Annotated in this window: 13 protein-coding genes; 4 read left to right on the forward strand and 9 right to left on the reverse strand. The window is 54.6% G+C overall.

Features of this window, described 5'->3' with window-relative positions; genetic code table 11:
- Positions 1 to 210: 210 nt before the first annotated feature.
- On the reverse strand, positions 211 to 1374 hold the full coding sequence (locus tag K2F33_RS27115; RefSeq protein WP_256992782.1) for a GntR family transcriptional regulator: 1164 nt from the start codon (positions 1372 to 1374) through the stop codon (positions 211 to 213).
- Positions 1375 to 1614: 240 nt separating this feature from the next.
- Positions 1615 to 2391: a phytanoyl-CoA dioxygenase family protein gene (locus tag K2F33_RS27120; RefSeq protein ID WP_263879979.1), complete on the reverse strand. Its 777-nt coding sequence runs from the start codon at positions 2389 to 2391 to the stop codon at positions 1615 to 1617.
- Positions 2392 to 2531: 140 nt separating this feature from the next.
- Between K2F33_RS27120 and K2F33_RS27125 the strand changes: the two genes are divergently transcribed.
- Complete coding sequence (locus K2F33_RS27125; protein WP_263879981.1) at positions 2532 to 3431, forward strand: AraC family transcriptional regulator; 900 nt, start codon at positions 2532 to 2534, stop codon at positions 3429 to 3431.
- 50 nt (positions 3432 to 3481) lie between these two features.
- Here K2F33_RS27125 and K2F33_RS27130 read toward each other — a convergent pair whose 3' ends face one another.
- Positions 3482 to 4924 (reverse strand): serine hydrolase domain-containing protein, encoded by a 1443-nt coding sequence (locus K2F33_RS27130; RefSeq protein ID WP_263879983.1) that lies wholly within the window; start codon positions 4922 to 4924, stop codon positions 3482 to 3484.
- Positions 4925 to 5085: 161 nt separating this feature from the next.
- Here K2F33_RS27130 and K2F33_RS27135 point away from each other — a divergent pair, with 161 nt between their 5' ends.
- Positions 5086 to 6075, forward strand: coding sequence for an aldo/keto reductase (locus K2F33_RS27135; RefSeq protein ID WP_263879985.1), 990 nt, complete (start codon positions 5086 to 5088; stop codon positions 6073 to 6075).
- A 189-nt stretch (positions 6076 to 6264) separates the two neighbouring features.
- Here K2F33_RS27135 and K2F33_RS27140 read toward each other — a convergent pair whose 3' ends face one another.
- The gene (locus tag K2F33_RS27140) at positions 6265 to 6789 is read right to left on the reverse strand and encodes a PCYCGC domain-containing protein (protein ID WP_263879987.1); all 525 of its coding nucleotides are present in this window, start codon (positions 6787 to 6789) and stop codon (positions 6265 to 6267) included.
- A 227-nt stretch (positions 6790 to 7016) separates the two neighbouring features.
- Here K2F33_RS27140 and K2F33_RS27145 point away from each other — a divergent pair, with 227 nt between their 5' ends.
- On the forward strand, positions 7017 to 7388 hold the full coding sequence (locus K2F33_RS27145) for an ArsR/SmtB family transcription factor (protein WP_076167400.1): 372 nt from the start codon (positions 7017 to 7019) through the stop codon (positions 7386 to 7388).
- A 181-nt stretch (positions 7389 to 7569) separates the two neighbouring features.
- A complete protein-coding gene (locus tag K2F33_RS27150) occupies positions 7570 to 8445 on the forward strand; it encodes a hypothetical protein (RefSeq protein ID WP_263879990.1) in 876 nt (291 codons plus the stop codon).
- Between the two features lie 84 nt (positions 8446 to 8529).
- Here K2F33_RS27150 and K2F33_RS27155 read toward each other — a convergent pair whose 3' ends face one another.
- The 5 genes from K2F33_RS27155 to K2F33_RS27175 form a co-directional block, all read right to left on the reverse strand.
- Positions 8530 to 10779 (reverse strand): heavy metal translocating P-type ATPase, encoded by a 2250-nt coding sequence (locus tag K2F33_RS27155; protein WP_263879993.1) that lies wholly within the window; start codon positions 10777 to 10779, stop codon positions 8530 to 8532.
- A 177-nt stretch (positions 10780 to 10956) separates the two neighbouring features.
- On the reverse strand, positions 10957 to 13347 hold the full coding sequence (locus K2F33_RS27160) for a helix-turn-helix domain-containing protein (RefSeq protein ID WP_263879995.1): 2391 nt from the start codon (positions 13345 to 13347) through the stop codon (positions 10957 to 10959).
- Between the two features lie 99 nt (positions 13348 to 13446).
- Positions 13447 to 14325, reverse strand: coding sequence for a carbohydrate ABC transporter permease (locus tag K2F33_RS27165; protein WP_105443428.1), 879 nt, complete (start codon positions 14323 to 14325; stop codon positions 13447 to 13449).
- A gap of 13 nt (positions 14326 to 14338) precedes the next feature.
- Positions 14339 to 15283: an ABC transporter permease gene (locus K2F33_RS27170; protein WP_089550160.1), complete on the reverse strand. Its 945-nt coding sequence runs from the start codon at positions 15281 to 15283 to the stop codon at positions 14339 to 14341.
- Between the two features lie 128 nt (positions 15284 to 15411).
- Positions 15412 to 17037 (reverse strand): type 2 periplasmic-binding domain-containing protein, encoded by a 1626-nt coding sequence (locus tag K2F33_RS27175; protein WP_076167410.1) that lies wholly within the window; start codon positions 17035 to 17037, stop codon positions 15412 to 15414.
- Positions 17038 to 17103: the final 66 nt, after the last annotated feature.

Raw genomic sequence — 17103 nt, forward strand, 5'->3', positions numbered from 1 at the left:
CAACTAAATGTAAGCGATTACACAATGTATTCAGCTGTTCTCTTATCTACTTGACCTCCCTTGAAACGATGTCGATTCATGGAAGCTCTTGGATTAACCATAATATAATATAAATATTTAACATATTCAATATGTTAATAAAAATAAAAAAGACCTTTTCGTAGTGAAAAGGTCTTTTTTCTATACGGCATCGCTTATTCCGATGGAAAATTAACGCGGTTTTACGGGGCCGGTCGTCTGTCCGACGACCAGCTCGGGAACGAGCAGCGTCTTCGTGTAGCCGCCGCTCCGGTCCGCCCCCTTCCCAATGATGTCTACCAGCGTTTCCGCCGCGCGTAAGCCCATTTCATATTCAAACTGCTTGATATGCGTAAAAACGCTGAGCTCTTCCACGACGGAGGTCGGGTCGTCGAAGCTGACGATCGAGAGGTCGCCTGGGATGGACAGCCCGTTTCTCTTCGCCATCTGCTGGATCTGCACGCCAAGCTTGCCGTTCAGCGTGATATAGGCGGTCGCCAGACCGCTGCGGATATACCGGTACAGCGGGTGCTTCTCCGGCTCATCTGAAGCATGAATCCGAAAGCCGGTAATGATATGGGCCGGGTTAATCAGCGCGCCCTTGTCCTTCAAGGCGTCCATATAGCCTTCGATGCGCTCCTGGACGGTGACGGTCTGCAGCGGAGAATCGGAGCAAATGGCGATTTCACGGTGGCCCAGCTCCCACAAATGCTCTACGGCAAGCCGCGTCCCCAGCCGCCCGTCAGCCGCGATGTAATTGGTTTCGACACCCGGCAGAAACCGGTCGATCAAGACGAAAGGAAAGCCGGAGAACTTCAGGTTCAAAATTTCGTCGTTGTAATGCTCCTCGTCCACCGGGAACACCAGAATTCCTTCCGCACCGATCTGTTTCAAGGTTTTGATCGCTTCCTTTTCGTGCTCCAAATCCCCCTCGGACAGCAGAATCATGGTCCGGTATCCTTTGCTGCTGAGGCCTCTGCGGACACCGTCGATCAGCCGGACGGCAAAATAATCGTAAATCGAAGGCATCACGAGCCCGATGAGCCCCGTTTTCGGCTTCACCTCTTCCGGAGCCCGGCCAAAGACCGGACGCGGTACCTCAGCCTCTTCCGCGGCCGCCGGCTCGCTGACAAAGCTGCCTTTTCCGGGGACCCGACTGATGACGTTTTCGTTCGCGAGGCCGGTCAGCGCTTTCACAACCGTAATTTTGCTTACATCAAAGCGTTCCATGAGTTCCTTCTCCGTCGGGATGCGATCACCGGACTTCAGGCCTTCCGACTCGATCAGTTCCCGGATGTACTGCTGTATTTTTTGATACAGCGGGGTCCGTGCGGTAACATTCAACAGGATCACCATACTTTAATTTGAGATTTTGTTATATATATTATCGGCTGGAACATGGGTTCGCAACATTCATCCTGACTAAAAAAATGGTCTATTCGTCTGATTCCTTAATTTGATATATTATATATGTTATATTGAATAGCGGATTTTGTATAGCGGGGTTTTGCAAAAATGTCGCATTAACGCAAAAAAAGACGGCCGCAATGCGGCAGCCTTTTTTTACATCCATGCCTTTTCGAAAACGGAGTGAGCTTACACATTCAGCTCCAGCTTGGCATGATATTGACGGTACTGCGGGTCCTCCCCCGCGACCATCATGCCCATGCCCCAATCGATATGAGTCTCCCGGCTAGGCGGATCGGCAGGATCGCGGTATTGGAACAGGACGTTTCTGCGCGGCCGGCTGCTCTTGTTCCGGTCGGACCCGTGAATCGTCAGGTAGTTGAAGAACAGCACATCGCCTGCGCTTGCGGGGCATGGTGTGCCCATGCTCACCGGGTAATCGCGGTGGTCGAGGTAGTACCTGCCTACATGGGGAAGCGGTCCCTGCTTATGGGATGCGGGAACGACGCACAGGCAGCCGTTTTCCATATCCGCATCGTCGAGATGAACGCTGGCGGCAAGCATCGTATGGCGATCATGAGGGAAATACGGATAGTCCTGGTGCATCGGAAAAGCGGCGCCCTGCTCCGCCGGCTTGACCAGCATTTTGGTATGATGGAGCTGGACGTTGGGACCGATCAGCTGCGTCAGAACGCCCGTCATACGCGGATGCGCTACGGCACGGGTGAAGCATGCGTCGTGAAACTGCAGATCGTGAAAGCCTTTGAGCACCAGCTTCTTCAATTCGTCCTGGGGAATGTAATCCCCCTGCCAAGTATGGTTGGCGTCCTGCTTGGCCGCAGCCGCCTTGGCAATCGTACGCTCCACCGCATACTGCATTTCCTTGACTTCCTCTGTGCTGAATACGCCGCGGACGAGCAAATAACCGTTTTCGTTATAAAATTCGACGTCTTCTCTGCTAATCATCTTCCCGTTCCCTCCCGTAACATTTGAATGACAAATCATGAATACGCCTTCATTATAGGGATAACAGGCACCTGACGTCTTTGCCGGATTGGAACCTGTTTTTGTCGGATTCGGACACGAATGGATGAGGAGGACTTGAAATGGATCATCTTGTCTGGGGAGCCGCCCTGTCTAAACTGCATTCAACCGTCGGAGAACTGACCGAAGAGGATTTATGCATTCGCATACATTATTGGGGAGCCCTTGCGGAGCACCGGAGCAACTTAGAGCATAAGCATTCTTTTTTTGAAATGTGTTATGTCGCGGGCGGTGAAGGAACGTATGTGGATGAAGGCCGGATCCATCCGTTAGCAAAAGGAACGCTGTTCATTTCCAATCCCTATCGCATGCACCGTATTGAAAGCACAGGGATGCAGCTCATATGGCTCGCCTTCGATGTGGATGCCAGGCGCACCTCAGCGCCCTGGAACGATCAGTTTGCGCGGCTGGCGCAGTCGGACTGCTATATTCTTCACGGCGCTGAAAACAGCCCGGCCGTCCTGCTCTGGAAAGCGATTATGCAAGCGGCCGCCGAACTGGATACCGCCCGGTTTCTGCTGGACCGGCTGGTACTTGCGCTTGTGGCTGCGCTGCCGCAAACCTTTACGCCGGACCGCCAGCAGCACAAGCCGACGCTGCCTCCGCCCCGCTCCGCTTCTCTGAGACAGGCGCTCCAATTCATCCGTGATAACCTGGAGTCGCCGCTGAAGCTGGAAGATGTGGCGCGGTATTTTCATATATCGGGAAGACATCTGGCCCGTTTGTTCCAGAAGGAGCTCAAAATGACCTTCACGGCATACGTCCGCCAGGAAAGGATCCGGCTTGCGGCGTACCTTCTGCGCGAGACGGACCGCTCCGTCAAGGAAATCGCCGACCTAACGGGTTTTGGCTCCGTTCACTATTTTACCAGGATGTTCTCGGCTGCGGCCGGCATTCCCCCGGCCGCTTACCGGATCGCGCCACAGCAAAAAGGCATGCCCTTCGAAGAAGAGCATGCCTGATTTCAAAATGTGTTCATAAGCGTAACATTTGTACGATTACTACGCGGGCTTCACGCTCTCCCGGTAATGGGCGGAGCCTCACTGGGACCAAAGGATACATTGATCCGGTGATCCAGCACGACGGCGTCTTCCGTTTCAAACCGGATGTCCGTCGTAATATGAAACGGCGTCTCAATGAAGCGGATGCTCAGCTCCAGCGTCTCCGGGGACTTCCACGTAAAGCTTGACACCGTTGCGGTCTCGCGGGGCATGATCAGATCGGACGTGCCTTCCAGCCATTTCCCGCGACCCAAAGGCAATGCAAAGTGCTTCCCGCCGGTCTCATGCAGGTCAACCACCGCCTGATCGGCCTCGAAACGGACCGAAATCCGGCTCCAGTTCATGTCGTTGTCGTCCAGCACATAGTTTTTGCCGCTGACGGCGGATTCCATTTCCGGTTGAATGCTGTACGCGAGCGGAGCAAGCTGCAGGCTGCGGATCCGTTCCTGCAATCGGTCCTGCGTTTCTTCGTCCAGCGGGAGCTTCTCTCCGGCCATCGCTGGCAGCAGACGCTCCCAGACGGCGTTCATCACTTCCTGCATCTGGTTCGTTCCGCTCGTGACGGCAAGCACCGCCTCCTGCTCCGGCATGACGATGCAGAACTGGCCGAAGGCTCCGTCTCCGCGGTAGGCGCCGTGCCGGCATCTCCAGAATTGGTAGCCGTATCCCTGCGCCCAGTCGCTTTCCCCTCCGTCTCCGTTGGAGATCTGTTTCGAGGTCGCCTCCTCTACCCACGCTTCCGGAATCAGCTGACTGCCGTTCCATGCTCCTCGCTGCAAAAACAGCTGGCCGAACTTGGCGATGTCTTCCGTCGTGATGCTCAGTCCGAAACCTCCAGTGTTGATTCCCCGCGGACAGGACTCCCATGTGGGGTTGTGAATACCCAGCGGCTCAAACAGCCGCTTCTGCAAAAATTGAAGCAGCGTCTGCCCGGTCACGGATTGCAGAATGGCCGACAGCATATAGGTTGCACCCGTGTTGTACACAAAGTGGGTGCCGGGTGTATGCTCCACCGGAGCCGCCAGAAAGGCCTTGGCCCAATTCCCGTCCGTGCAGCGGTCTATGGCCCCCATCGTATCCTGGTCATTCCCCGTGCCCATCATCAGCAGATGCCGGATGTTCATGGCAGCCAAATTCGGGCTGACTTCCTCCGGCAGGTCGTCCGGGAAGAACGTAACGACCTTGTCTTCCAAAGACAGCAGACCCTCGTGCACCGCGAGACCGATGGCTGTGGAAGTAAAGCTCTTGCTCAGCGAAAACAGCATGTGCGGCAGCTCCGGGGCATAAGGCCCCCACCAGCCTTCCGCAGCCACCTGTCCGCGGCGAAGCAGCATAAAGCTGTGCAGCTCAATGCCCTTGGCCTGTACCTCGTCCAGAAAATCAAGAATGGCCGCCCCGGGAATGCCCAGCGCTTCCGGTCTGCTTCTTGGTAATTGCAGGCTTGTATTTTCCATGGTTTCACACCCCTTTCGTTACAAACGTACCGCAGCCACATAGCAATTTCAAGCATTTTGTTTCCGCTTGCAATCGGATTCCTTTATCGCCTTGCGTTGACCCTGTCCTGCTGTGCTATTATAATCCCTGATACCAAATCTAGATGGGAGGCTGACATGTCATGAAGTACCGCAAATTGGGCGGCACAGGCTTGGAAGTATCTAATCTTTGCCTGGGCACGATGGCTTTTGGAAGATGGATCGATGAGGAAGCGTCGGTGCGGATCCTGGATCACGCGATCGACCAGGGAATCAATTTTATCGACACCGCCAACTATTACGGCAAAGGGCAGGATGCCGACGTTCCGCACGGAACAGGCGAAAGCGAGGAAATTATCGGCCGTGCCCTGAAAGGCAGACGGGATCAGGTCGTTCTGGCGACGAAAGTGGGCATCCGGTCGGGGTTCGGGAAAAATGACAGCGGCCTGTCGCGGACCCATATTTTGCGCGAAGTCGATAAGTCGCTGCAGCGCCTTCAGACGGATTATATCGACCTGTACCAGGTACATATTTTCGACCCGCACACGCCGCTGGAAGAAACGCTTCGGGCTCTGGACGACCTTGTTCGCCAGGGAAAAGTAAGGTATATCGGCTGCTCCAACTATGCCGCCTGGCAGATTGCCAAAGCGCATGCGATCAGCGAGCGGATGAACCTCGAAAAGTTCATTTCCGTGCAGCCGCAGTACAACCTGCTCTCCCGGGAAATCGAACAGGAGCTTCTGCCGTTCTGCGCCTCGGAGGACGTCGGCGTAATGGTATACAGTCCGATGGCCCGCGGGATGCTCTCCGGCAAGTACAAAGCGCCAGGGGATGCCCCGCCGGAGAGCCGCGCCGCCAGCGGGGAGAAGCCGCTGCAGCAGTATTTTACCGAGCGGAATTATGAGCTTGTCAATAAATACGCGGTGCTTGCCGGTCAATATGAAGTCAGCCTTTCCCAATACGCACTGTCGTGGGTGCTTAATCAGCCTGCGGTCACGGCGGCTATCATCGGCGCCAGCAAAGTGCATCACGTGACGGATGCCGCGCAGATCAGCGACTGGTCCTGGACGCCGGAAATGCTGCGGGAAGCAAGTGATGTCCGCAATTCTACGGATGCATCGCAGTCTCATTAAAAAACAGTCCCGGCCGATATCTTGGCCGGGACTGTTTTTTGTCATGCTCACTCGCGCGCCTGTCAACGGATGGCGATTATACCTAGGCACGTTCGGGCTCTCATTCGGCATACAGCACATATGTTTCCCGTATTTCTGTATGATGGTTCAGATCCGGGGCTGCCCGGAATCCAGTCCCCCGGTCCCCCGCTATACTTCCGGCGTTGGCGTCGGCGCCGCGTATTTCCCGTTGGAGTAAGTCTGGTCGATGATGCCGCGGATCTCTTTCACGCTTTTGCCCTCTTTAACCAGCGAAGCTGCCGTAAGCGCCGTCTCGACGCACACGCCGCAGCGGGTGCCGTGATCATCCCACACCACGCTTCCGTCCGCGTTGACTTCTTTAATAAAGCAGTTCAAATTGCTTTTGTGGCCTGCACTTTCCCCGCATCCGCAGTAACATGGAATTTGGCTGAGCACTTCCTTTACCCCGGCTGCCGCCATATAGGCCGTTCTGACGGTATCGTTCGCCGGCTGCAAAAACGAAGGAAGCTGCTCCTTCCCGCCGGTCGTCTCCTGCAGATCGCCGTTTGCGGCCATCTGCTGGTGTGCGCCGTGATCGTGCTGCATCGTCTGCTCCGCCGAATCCGGGCCGCCCTTATCCGAGCAGCCGGATACCAGCAGCCCGCCCAGAACGATTCCGAGCACAGACAGCCTTGCCTTACTGCCCATCATCATGTATCTCCCCTTTAATTGTTGTCCATTTTACATAGTATACCATGCCGCTTGCCGGATATATAAATTCGGATGACTTCGCAGCCGGTCACGGTTCCTGATCATGTCAGACCCGAGTGCCGGCGGGGCATGGACATTTTCTTAACAGTAATTATTCCGTTTAAGATGCCGTTTTGATATAATACAGGTATCTAGCCTTTATTTCGGATTTTCACAGAAAGGTGATTGCCATGGAACAGTCCATCCATCCGTCCCAGGAATGCGACGCAACCTGCACGGGCTCAGACAATGAATTGGGCAAAATCAAAGAAGCGCTGATCGATGATCAAGCTGCCTCGCAGGTCGCCGATTGGTTTAAAGCCTTTAGTGATCCCACGCGGGTCAAGCTGATCGACGCGCTGCTGCAAAGAGAACTGTGCGTGCATGACCTGACCACCCTGCTCGGCATGGGCCAATCCGCGGTGTCCCACCAGCTGAGGTATCTGCGCAATTTGCGGATCGTCAAACGCCGCAAGGAAGGCAAAACGGCCTATTACTCGCTTGACGATACGCACATCGAACAGATTTTCCTGCAGACGCTGCAGCATACCCAGCATGGATAAATATTTCTAACCCAAGACCCTCTGCTTTTGGCGGAAGGGTCTTTTCTTTTTTTGCTTTCGCGGCCAACCGAACCATCCGACGTCCCTCTTCATTTTTTCCTGAGAAGAAACCAAGGGTTGCCGGCTCCAATAAAGGTCAATGCTGATAACAAGTAATTCTTTGATCAGGAGGCAGCTCCATATGAACAGAATGAACAGAAGCCTGCTATCCGCTTTTCTCTTTCTCTCGGTATCCTTATATGCCGGATGGAGCTTTGTATGGCCTGCAGGAGTGGCTGATGCAGAACGTGCCGATACGTTCTTCGGCCATGATTCTATTCAACAACCTAAGGTTGTTAACGGCAGTGACGGCCAAACCGGGCGGGACCCTGCCCTGGATCCGTCCCTTTTATCAGCAATGCTGCTGGCAAAGGATCCCGTACAAGCCGCGGTGCAGTTTTCCAGAACCCAATGGCTGGACGGAAGCATGAATAACAGCCCGGACGTCGTCATTCTGGTTGATCCCCAGGATAAACCAGGCGCACTTGCGGCAAGCCGTCTTCTGCTTTTTTCAAAGAATGGAACGATGCTGTTTACAGGCAAATATGTAACACCGGAGGCCACCCTAATCGAGCTTGTCCGGCTTCGTCCTTCCGGTCTTGCTTCGCAAAGCGGAGTGCAGGTGATTGCAGCGGGCGACATACATCAGCGGGTTATCGATCAGCTCCGCAGGCTGGGCCTTCGCACCGAGCGAATTCAGGCTGCGGCGCCCGAAGCTCTGGCGGGAGCGGTGGATGCTTATACGGCACAGCTGTCCGGCAAACATAACCGAGCCGTGATCATGCTCCCCTTGGATCAAAAGCCATTCTCCTCCTCTATGCTCCACCTTTTGCAGGAAAAGGAGGGCTCCCTCCTTTTCGTCAAGCGGTTTTTCATTCCAAGGGAAACCCTTCAGGCGTTAGAACAGCGAGACGGCGGTTCAAATATCTACATTCCAGATTCGCTGGAAGCGGTCTCCAAACAGGTGGAGCGTAGGCTGCAGCGTTATGGAGAAGTGACAAGAATATCGGGGGACTAGCAGGAGCTCCCCAAACGGCAGCGGGCGGCACCGCATACAGCGGACCGCCCGTTATTTTGTACACCACAATATTGGAATCGTTCATTATTTCAGCTTCAGCACCCGCATCGCATTTAGGACGGCCAGCAGGGTAACGCCGACATCGGAGAAGACGGCTTCCCACATCGTTGCGATGCCAAAGGCTCCAAGCAGCAGGAAGATCCCTTTGACTGCCAGCGCAAAAACGATGTTCTGCCATACGATTTGGCGCGTACGCCCCGAAATGCCAAGCGCGGTGACGATCTTGGAGGGCTCATCGGTCATAATGACGATATCCGCCGCCTCGATGGCAGCGTCCGATCCCAGGCCGCCCATCGCGATCCCCACGTCGGCTCTCGCCAGCACCGGCGTATCGTTCATGCCGTCCCCGACAAAAGCGATTTTTTCCTTGGGCTGCTTCAGCCGGCTCAGCCGTTCCATATGCTCTACCTTATCCTGTGGAAGAAGCTCGGCATGCACCTCGCTCACGCCAAGCAGCTTCCCGACCTTCTCCGCCACCGGGCGCGCATCGCCTGTCAGCATAACCGTCTGTTTGCCCCGCTGTTGAAGCGCGCCGACCGCCTGAGCAGCATCTTCCTTCACCTCGTCCGAGATGAGCAGATAACCGGCGTATTCTCCGTTCACGGCCACATACACGACGGTGCCCGGCGCATCCGGCTGCTGAGCCGCAATGCCCTCCTCCTTGAGCAGCTTTGCGTTGCCGGCCAATACTTCCACACCGTCCAATTTCACGTGAACGCCGTGTCCCGCAGCTTCATTGTAGTCCTGTATGCGTGACGCATCTAATTCTTTCCCGTAGGCTTCCCTGATCGATTCGGCAATGGGATGGCTCGAATGAAGTTCGGCGAAGGCTGCATATTCCAGCAGCTGTTCAGGGCTGATTCCGTCGTGGGCCGGACGGGTTTCGGTCACCCGGAACGTCCCCTTGGTCAGCGTGCCGGTCTTGTCGAACACAACGTATTTCACATCATTCAAGGCTTCCAGGTAATTGCTCCCCTTGATCAGGATGCCCGCTTTGGAAGCGGCGCCGATCCCTCCGAAAAATCCGAGCGGAATCGATACGACCAGCGCGCAGGGACACGAAATGACGAGAAAGATCAGCGCCCGGTAGATCCAGTCGGAGAATGTCGCGCCGCTCACCACGAGCGGGGGTACGAGCGCAAGTAGCAGGGCGACGATGACGACGACCGGCGTATACAAACGGGCGAATTTCGTGATGAAGTTCTCGGTAGGGGCCTTGCTGCTGCTGGCGTTTTGGACGAGGTCCAAAATTTTGGCCGCGGTGGATTCCCCGTAAATCTTGGTCACCTCGATCGTAAGGACGCCATTTTTGTTAATGAATCCGCTCAGCACCTCATCGCCCGCTTCCAGCTCACGCGGTACGGACTCGCCGGTCAGCGCCGAAGTGTCCGCCATCGACCGGCCCTCGGTCACTTTGCCGTCGAGCGGGATCTTCTCTCCCGGTTTGACGATAATCAAATCGCCGACCTGGACTTCTTCGGGCGTCACCTGTTTCGTTCCGTCCCCTGTCTTCAGGTTCGCATAATCCGGCCGGAGATCCATCATGGCGCTGATGGATTTGCGCGAGCGGTTAACCGCGATGCCCTGGAACATTTCACCGATCTGGTAGAAGAGCATGACGGCAACCCCTTCTGGGTACTGTCCTACGCAGAACGCCCCAATCGTCGCAACCGACATCAGGAAGTACTCGTCAAACACCTGGCCCCTAAGGATGTTGCGGAGCGCCTGCAGGACGATGTCTCCTCCGGTAATGAGATAGGCCACCAGAAACATGGCAAGCTCGGCCCACCCCGTGACCGGCAGCAGCATCGCGGCCGCCGTGATCACCGCCCCTGCAGCCAGGCGGATCGACATGACCCGGATGCCGGAACTGCCGTGATCATGCGAATGACCGTGATCATGGCCGTGGGCATGATCATGTGAATGACCGCCCGCTCCGTGGTCATGACCTTCGTGGGAATGACCGTGATCATGCGCGTGCCCATCATGATGATGGCCGTGCGACCTTTGCGGATGATTTCCTGCCGCTTTCGGGACCAGCTCGCGCACGCTGACATGCGGCTCTAATTTTTTGACTTTCTTCGTAATCTCCGATATCAATTGGCCTTGATCTTCTGAGGATTCAAAAGTCAGCGTCTGCTTAACGAAATTTACGGAGCAGGAAGAAACCCCGTCCATCTTCCGGACCCCATCCTCGATCTTCATGGCACAGTTTGCACAATCCAAGCCCTCGAGCAGCAGCTCGCGCTTTACCTTAGAGACGGCTTCAGTCATCAAAATGCCTCCGATCCAATCACGAATATAATATGAGCATATATTCATATATAAACTTGTTAAGCACATTATATTCAGGGATGGAGAAGAATGTCAATCAGCTTTTCCGGGCTTTTCCACCAATGATGGAAAAAACGAAAAAAAGGCAGAGGCTGTTCCCCTGCCTTTTCTTGCAGCTCAACCGGTCTCATCCGAGACGTACGACATCATCAGCTCCCGGTATTTCCCCGGCGTGACGCCCTCGATCTTTTTAAAAGCCCGGATAAAGACAACGTCGCTCGTATATCCGACCAATTGTGCGATTTGGGCATTTGTGAATTCCTTGTCTGCCATATGGCGTTTGGCAAGCTCAATCCGTTTCTTGGCGATATGGTCGCTGAGATTGATCCCGCTCTGTTTCTTGTAAAAGGTCGAGACGTACTGCGGCGTCATGTCGAAGTGATCCGCCACCATGCCAAGCCCCATGTTCGAATCGGTGAAATGCTCATCCACGAACTGATCCATGTCCTGCAGAAGCTGGGCGCTGTGGCCGCTCTTGTCTGCAACCATGCTCTCCGCCAAAATTTCATACAGCCGCTTCATCCGTTTGTGCATTCCTTCGGCCGTTTCATAGGAGAAGATGTCCTTCACCAGATCGATATCAGGTCCGAGAATGTCATTCTGGTCCACGCCCGTGGCGTTCATAATTTTTAAATATGTACTGGTGATGTTAAAGAACAGGCATTTCCCGTATTCCGGCGTAATGCTGCCCGATTCGAAATTCATCGCGTAAATCGTGTCCAGCAGCTGCAGGGCATGGTCGGCGTCACCGCTCCTTACGAAATTAATCAGCTGTACCTCAATATCGACCGGGTAGTAATAATGGGAGTGCACATCTGTAATGTCCTGAAAATAAATGATCGTCCCGCCGCCCTTAACAATCCGGAATTCCAGGGCAGACGCCGCTTCCGCATAGCTCTCGCTGATGCTCTTCGCACCGCTGTGAGGCAGGCCCACCGCTACGGTAACATCGATCTTGAAGCGTTCCTCGATCATGCCTTTGAGCCCTGTGGCCAGCTCACGGGTCACCCTCTCGCCGCCCTCGGCCTGTTCCGCGGCAAAGTTGCACACGATCGCTATCCGGTCCCGGTCCAGCTCAACGGCAAACGCCTTGTGCGGATACTCGATCAGATCCGTGCCGATATTGGATACGATAAAGCGGGCAAGCGCCCACTGCTCCTCGCTCGGCTCCGCGTTGAACCTTGCGATGCTGTCCAATTGGACGACCATGACCGAGAAGTCGTCACTGACGAACGTAATATCCATAAACCGCAGCGACTGCCCGCCTTCCCGGGACGCGTCGACATCCATCTGCCCACGGAGCAGGCGCAGCAGGAAGTTGGAGCGAATGACGGGCGTCTGCTGGGCGAGCAGGCTGCGTAAATTTTTTTCGGTATGCAGGGAGCCTTCAATAGACTGCAGGATCAGCTCGTATTCGTTGACCTGCGGCCTTCCGCTCCATTCACTGCCCCTGAGAATGGCATTGACCGTTTTACGCAGCGGACTGTAATTTCGGTAAGCGAAGATGAAGGCTGCGGTCAGTCCCACGGCCAGACAAAGGGCAAACAGGATCAGCGCCCACTGCTTGATCAGAATGATCTGCTGCATGAAGACGCTTTTGGGCGTAACGAGAACGTATTTCCATCCTTCTTTTTCCGATGAGGTATACGATACCATTTTCTGATCGCCATTAATCGTTTGGTTGAACAACCCGCCCGTCCCCGTGATCCGGGACAACAATTCGCCCGGCAGCGGCTGGCGGTCCGTCGCCATGATCGTGCGTCCGTCCGAATTCACGATGTAGATCGAGCTGTCGCTCGCGGACTCAATCTGGGCAAACATTTCCTTAATCTGACTCTCGTCGATCAGAATGACGAAGGTTCCCGTAATATCGCGCCGGTCCCGCCCCGGAAGCGACTGGGCGAAGGTGATGACGTTCAGCGGCGTTTTCTCGATGCTCTGCATCGGATCATACTCGGCGGTCCGCAGCAGCGTGGCCGATGGAAGATAATCCATCGTATGGAAGCTTGTAAGCATGCTTTCCCGCCAGCGGTCGTAACTCATGCCCTGATAGCTGTAATACATATCGTAAAATTTGTGCGAATCGGTGAGAAGCCCGGGCCTCAGCACCAGATCGCTGTTGCGGAAATAGACATAGTAATCCAGGATAAAGTTCGTCAGGCTCCCCTGTCTTGACATCGTGTTCCGCATAAATTCGATGAACTGGTACCGGTCGGGACCGCCTGCATCCTGGTCCAGTTTGAGCAGATACTCCAGCTTCGGATCGAAAATGATCTGCTGGGCCAGCTTTTGAACTTCGCTTAATTTGCTGTCCAGGGACAGCTTGAGCTGCTCCAGCATCGCTTGATTGGAACGGTTGGCACCGCTTTCCAAACTTGCTTCGACTTTGGTGTACAAGAAGGCTCCCATCGAGACCGGGATGAGCAGCAGAACCAGATTGGAAATCAGCATCGTCATCCACACGCTCCGCAGATGACCGATTCCAAGCGGACGAAGCAGCCGTTTCACCAAGCATTCCCCCTACCTTGTTCATGTATCGACCGACATGCGCATCAATGAAACTTGTATGTTCATTATAATGCAAGGGACAGGGCTCCGGGCAGTTTTTTATTCCTTGATGGCGCCGATCAGCACCCCTTTGACAAAATACTTCTGCAGGAATGGATACAGGCAGATAATCGGCAGGGTCGACACGATGATGGTGGCGTATTTGATCGTTTCGCCGATCGCATACTTGTCGTCCGCAGCTACGCCGGTGGACATGGAATCGGTGGAATTGGCGATGAGGATTTCGCGCAAAACGAGCTGCAGCGGGTACATCGTCCGGTCACGCAAATACACCAGCGCCGGAAAATACGAGTTCCAGTGCCCAACCGCATACCAAAGAATCATGACCGCGATGACCGGCATCGACAGCGGAATGACGATTCGGAACAAAATGGTCATCTCGCCGGCTCCGTCGATTTTGGCCGATTCTTCGAGCGACACGGGTACGCCCTGGAACGCCGTCCGCATAATGATCAGGTTAAACGTGGAGATCGCTCCCGGGATCAGCAGCGCCCATGGCGTATTCATCATGCCGAGCTTGCCGACGAGGATGTACGTCGGGATCAGTCCGCCGCTGAACACCATCGTCAGGACGATCGCAAACATCATCAGGTTTTTAAAATACAGGTTCCGGCGCGACAGTACATAAGCCCCGAGAGCCGTCATAAACAGGTTAATGGCGGTTCCTGCGGCTACGTAAAACAGCGTATTCCGGTACCCGCTTGTGATCATCGGGTTCTTGAAGACGGCCTTGTAAGCCTCGAAATTAAATCCGAGCGGGCGCAGGAGGATGCCCCGGTGCTGGATAAAGCTCGCCGCATCGCTCAATGAAGCGAATAATACATACAGGAACGGGTACAGTGTAACGAAGCAGAGCAGCAGCATCAGCAGCGTATTGATCACGCCGAATACTTTTTCGCCGTTCGTTTGTGCAATCATCGGACGATCCCTCCTACCACAGTTTGTTTTCGGACACGCGCTTGCTGATGGCATTTGCCGACACGATCAGAATCAGGCTGATGACGGAATTGAACAGGCCGACCGCCGCGGTAAAGCTGTAGCTCGCCTCCAAAATCCCTTTTCGGTATACATAAGTGGAAATGACATCGGCCGTTTCGTAAGTCAGCGGATTGTACAGCAGAAGCACCTTCTCGCTGCCTACCGACAGCATGTGCCCCATATTCAGAATGAGCATGATGACAATCGTGGGCATGATGCCCGGTATGGTGATATGGAACGTTTGTCTCCAGCGGCTTGCGCCGTCGATTTTGGCCGCCTCATACAGCGTTGGGTCGATATTGGCGATCGATGCCAAATAGATGATGGAGCCCCAGCCGATGCCCTGCCAGATGCCGGACGATACGAAAATAAAACGGAACCAGCCGGCCTCCTTCAGAAAATCGATCGGATCGACGCCGATGAACCCCAGCAGCTGATTGATCAATCCGTCACGGCTTAGGAAGTCAAACATCATCCCCGCGACGACGACAATCGAAATGAAATGCGGTAAATAGGAGATCGTCTGCACGAATCGTTTGAACGCCATTTTGCGGATCTCGTTCAGCAGCAGTGCCAGCAGGATCGCCGCAGGAAAACCAAACAGCAGATCATAGACATTGATGAGGACCGTATTGCGGATGAGCCTCCAGAAATAAATGCCGTTGAAAAAGCTGTCAAAATGCTTGAAGCCGACCCATGGGCTTCCCCAGATCCCTTGTGCCGGCGAGTAGTCCTTAAAGGCGATCAGGAGACCGTACATCGGTCCGTAATGAAAGATCAAGTAATACGCAATGACGGGGAGCGCCATGACATAAATGATCCAGTTGCGGCGGAGATCCTTACGGATGGTTTGCCCCGTGGTTAGATCGGTCCGGCTGCGCAGCGGGCGCTTCTTCATCAGTTTCTTATCGGTTACCTGCCACATGTAACCCCCTGCCTTTCCTGCGGAATGTGGTGTTGGAACAAGGGGCGAGCCGGGAAGCGGACATCCCCTGCCCGGCATCTTCGCCGCCTTATGCTTTTTGATTAACGCTTATTGAACCGGTCAAGGGCGGACTGCTGGATTTTGATCGCGTCGTTAATGCCCATCGCCTCGATTTTCTTCACGTACTTATCGAAGTTGTCGATCGGCTCCGCGCCCATGATGAATTTGAGGAACATCTCGTCCTTATAAGTATTGATGTCCGTCATGATCGAAGCGAATTGGGAGCTCTCGTCCTTGGTCGGCGTCACGAGCGGCATTTTGCGTTCCCCGGTCGGCTGGGACCATACGGTCAAGGCATCCTTCTGGTTCGGGAGGGCCAAATACTGCATCTGGAATTCATCGCTGAGCACGAACGGAGCGCTCCACGTCGAACGGTTATGCTTTGCAAAGGATTGCTGGAGACTGACGCCGCTAGGCGGGTTCAGCACCTCCGGCAGGAAGACCGGCTTGCCATCCTTCAGCGTGTACGCTTCTCCTTCTTTGCCGTAGTTGAACAGGAGATCGCCCTGTTCTCCGTAGGCATAGTCCAGCCACTTGACCGTTTCGGTCGGGTTCGTATTGCTGGTCGAGATGGCGGCGCCGATGCCGTTCGTGGCGAAATCCTTTTGCCCCCAAATCGGCTTATCGCCTTTGTTCAGTACCGGATACGGAGCGGCCACCAGGTTGAATTTCGGATCCTTATCCTTCATCAGGTTGGCGTATTTGCCGATGCCGCCGCCGTTATACGTTGGAGCGGCGCCCAGCTGGTTGCCGGTCATTTTGGCATCGAACAGCTTGTCGTTCGGAGCGGCGAAATCCTTGTCGAGCAGCCCTTCCTTATACCATTGGTTCATCGTAGCCAGGAATTCCTTGTACTCGGGCTGGATCGGTCCGTATTTGACGCTGTTGTCGATCTGGTAGAAACCGTAGTTGATGCCCCATGCGCCAAGGAAAGGCGCATCCGTGCCGATATCGTCCTTCGTAAAATACAGCGGAATTTCATCGGCTTTCCCGTTGCCGTTCGGATCCTTCTCCTTAAAAGCCTTGAGCACTTCATGCCATTCGTCGATCGTCGTCGGCATCTGAAGGCCGAGCTTATCGAGCCAATCCTTGCGGATCGACGGGCCATAGAAGACACGGACCTTATCGCCGCCGCGGAAGAACGGGAACATATAGAGGCTTCCGTCGTCAGTGGTCACCTGTTTTTTCCAGTCAGGATGCTCATCCAGCAGTTTTTTCAAATTCGGTGCATATTGGTCGATCAAATCGTTCAGCTTAATAATTTTGTTGTCCTGGATCGCCTTCTCCGGTCCCCCCGGATACCCGATCCATGAAGTTTCGATCACGTCCGGCAGTTTCTCGGAGACCATCATGAGGTTAAACTGCTCCTGAGCCTGGGTGGAGTCGGTCGGCGGATGCTGGAAGTCCACTTTAACGCCAGTAATCCGTTCCAGTTCCTTATACATGCCCATTTCCGCGTACGTTTTCATTTGGGCGGCTGCAGCGGGGTGCATGCTGACCCAATAGGTCAGGTGGGTTAATTTTTCCGGTTCGGCTGTTTTTCCGCTAGTGGACGCCTCCCCTTTCGCCTGATCGTTCCCCGAGGTGCCGCCGCAGGCCGCAAGCGACAGAACCAGGGCGGCTGCAAGCACCGCAGTGCCCCATTTTTTAGCTGCTTTTTTTCTCATGTAAGCGCCTCCTTTTTGAAATCAATCCAGTTGACCGGACTCTTGTTTATGTGAAGCTGCCGGTAC

Source organism: Paenibacillus sp. PSB04 (genome assembly GCF_025809195.1).
GTDB lineage: Bacteria > Bacillota > Bacilli > Paenibacillales > Paenibacillaceae > Paenibacillus_AQ > Paenibacillus_AQ favisporus.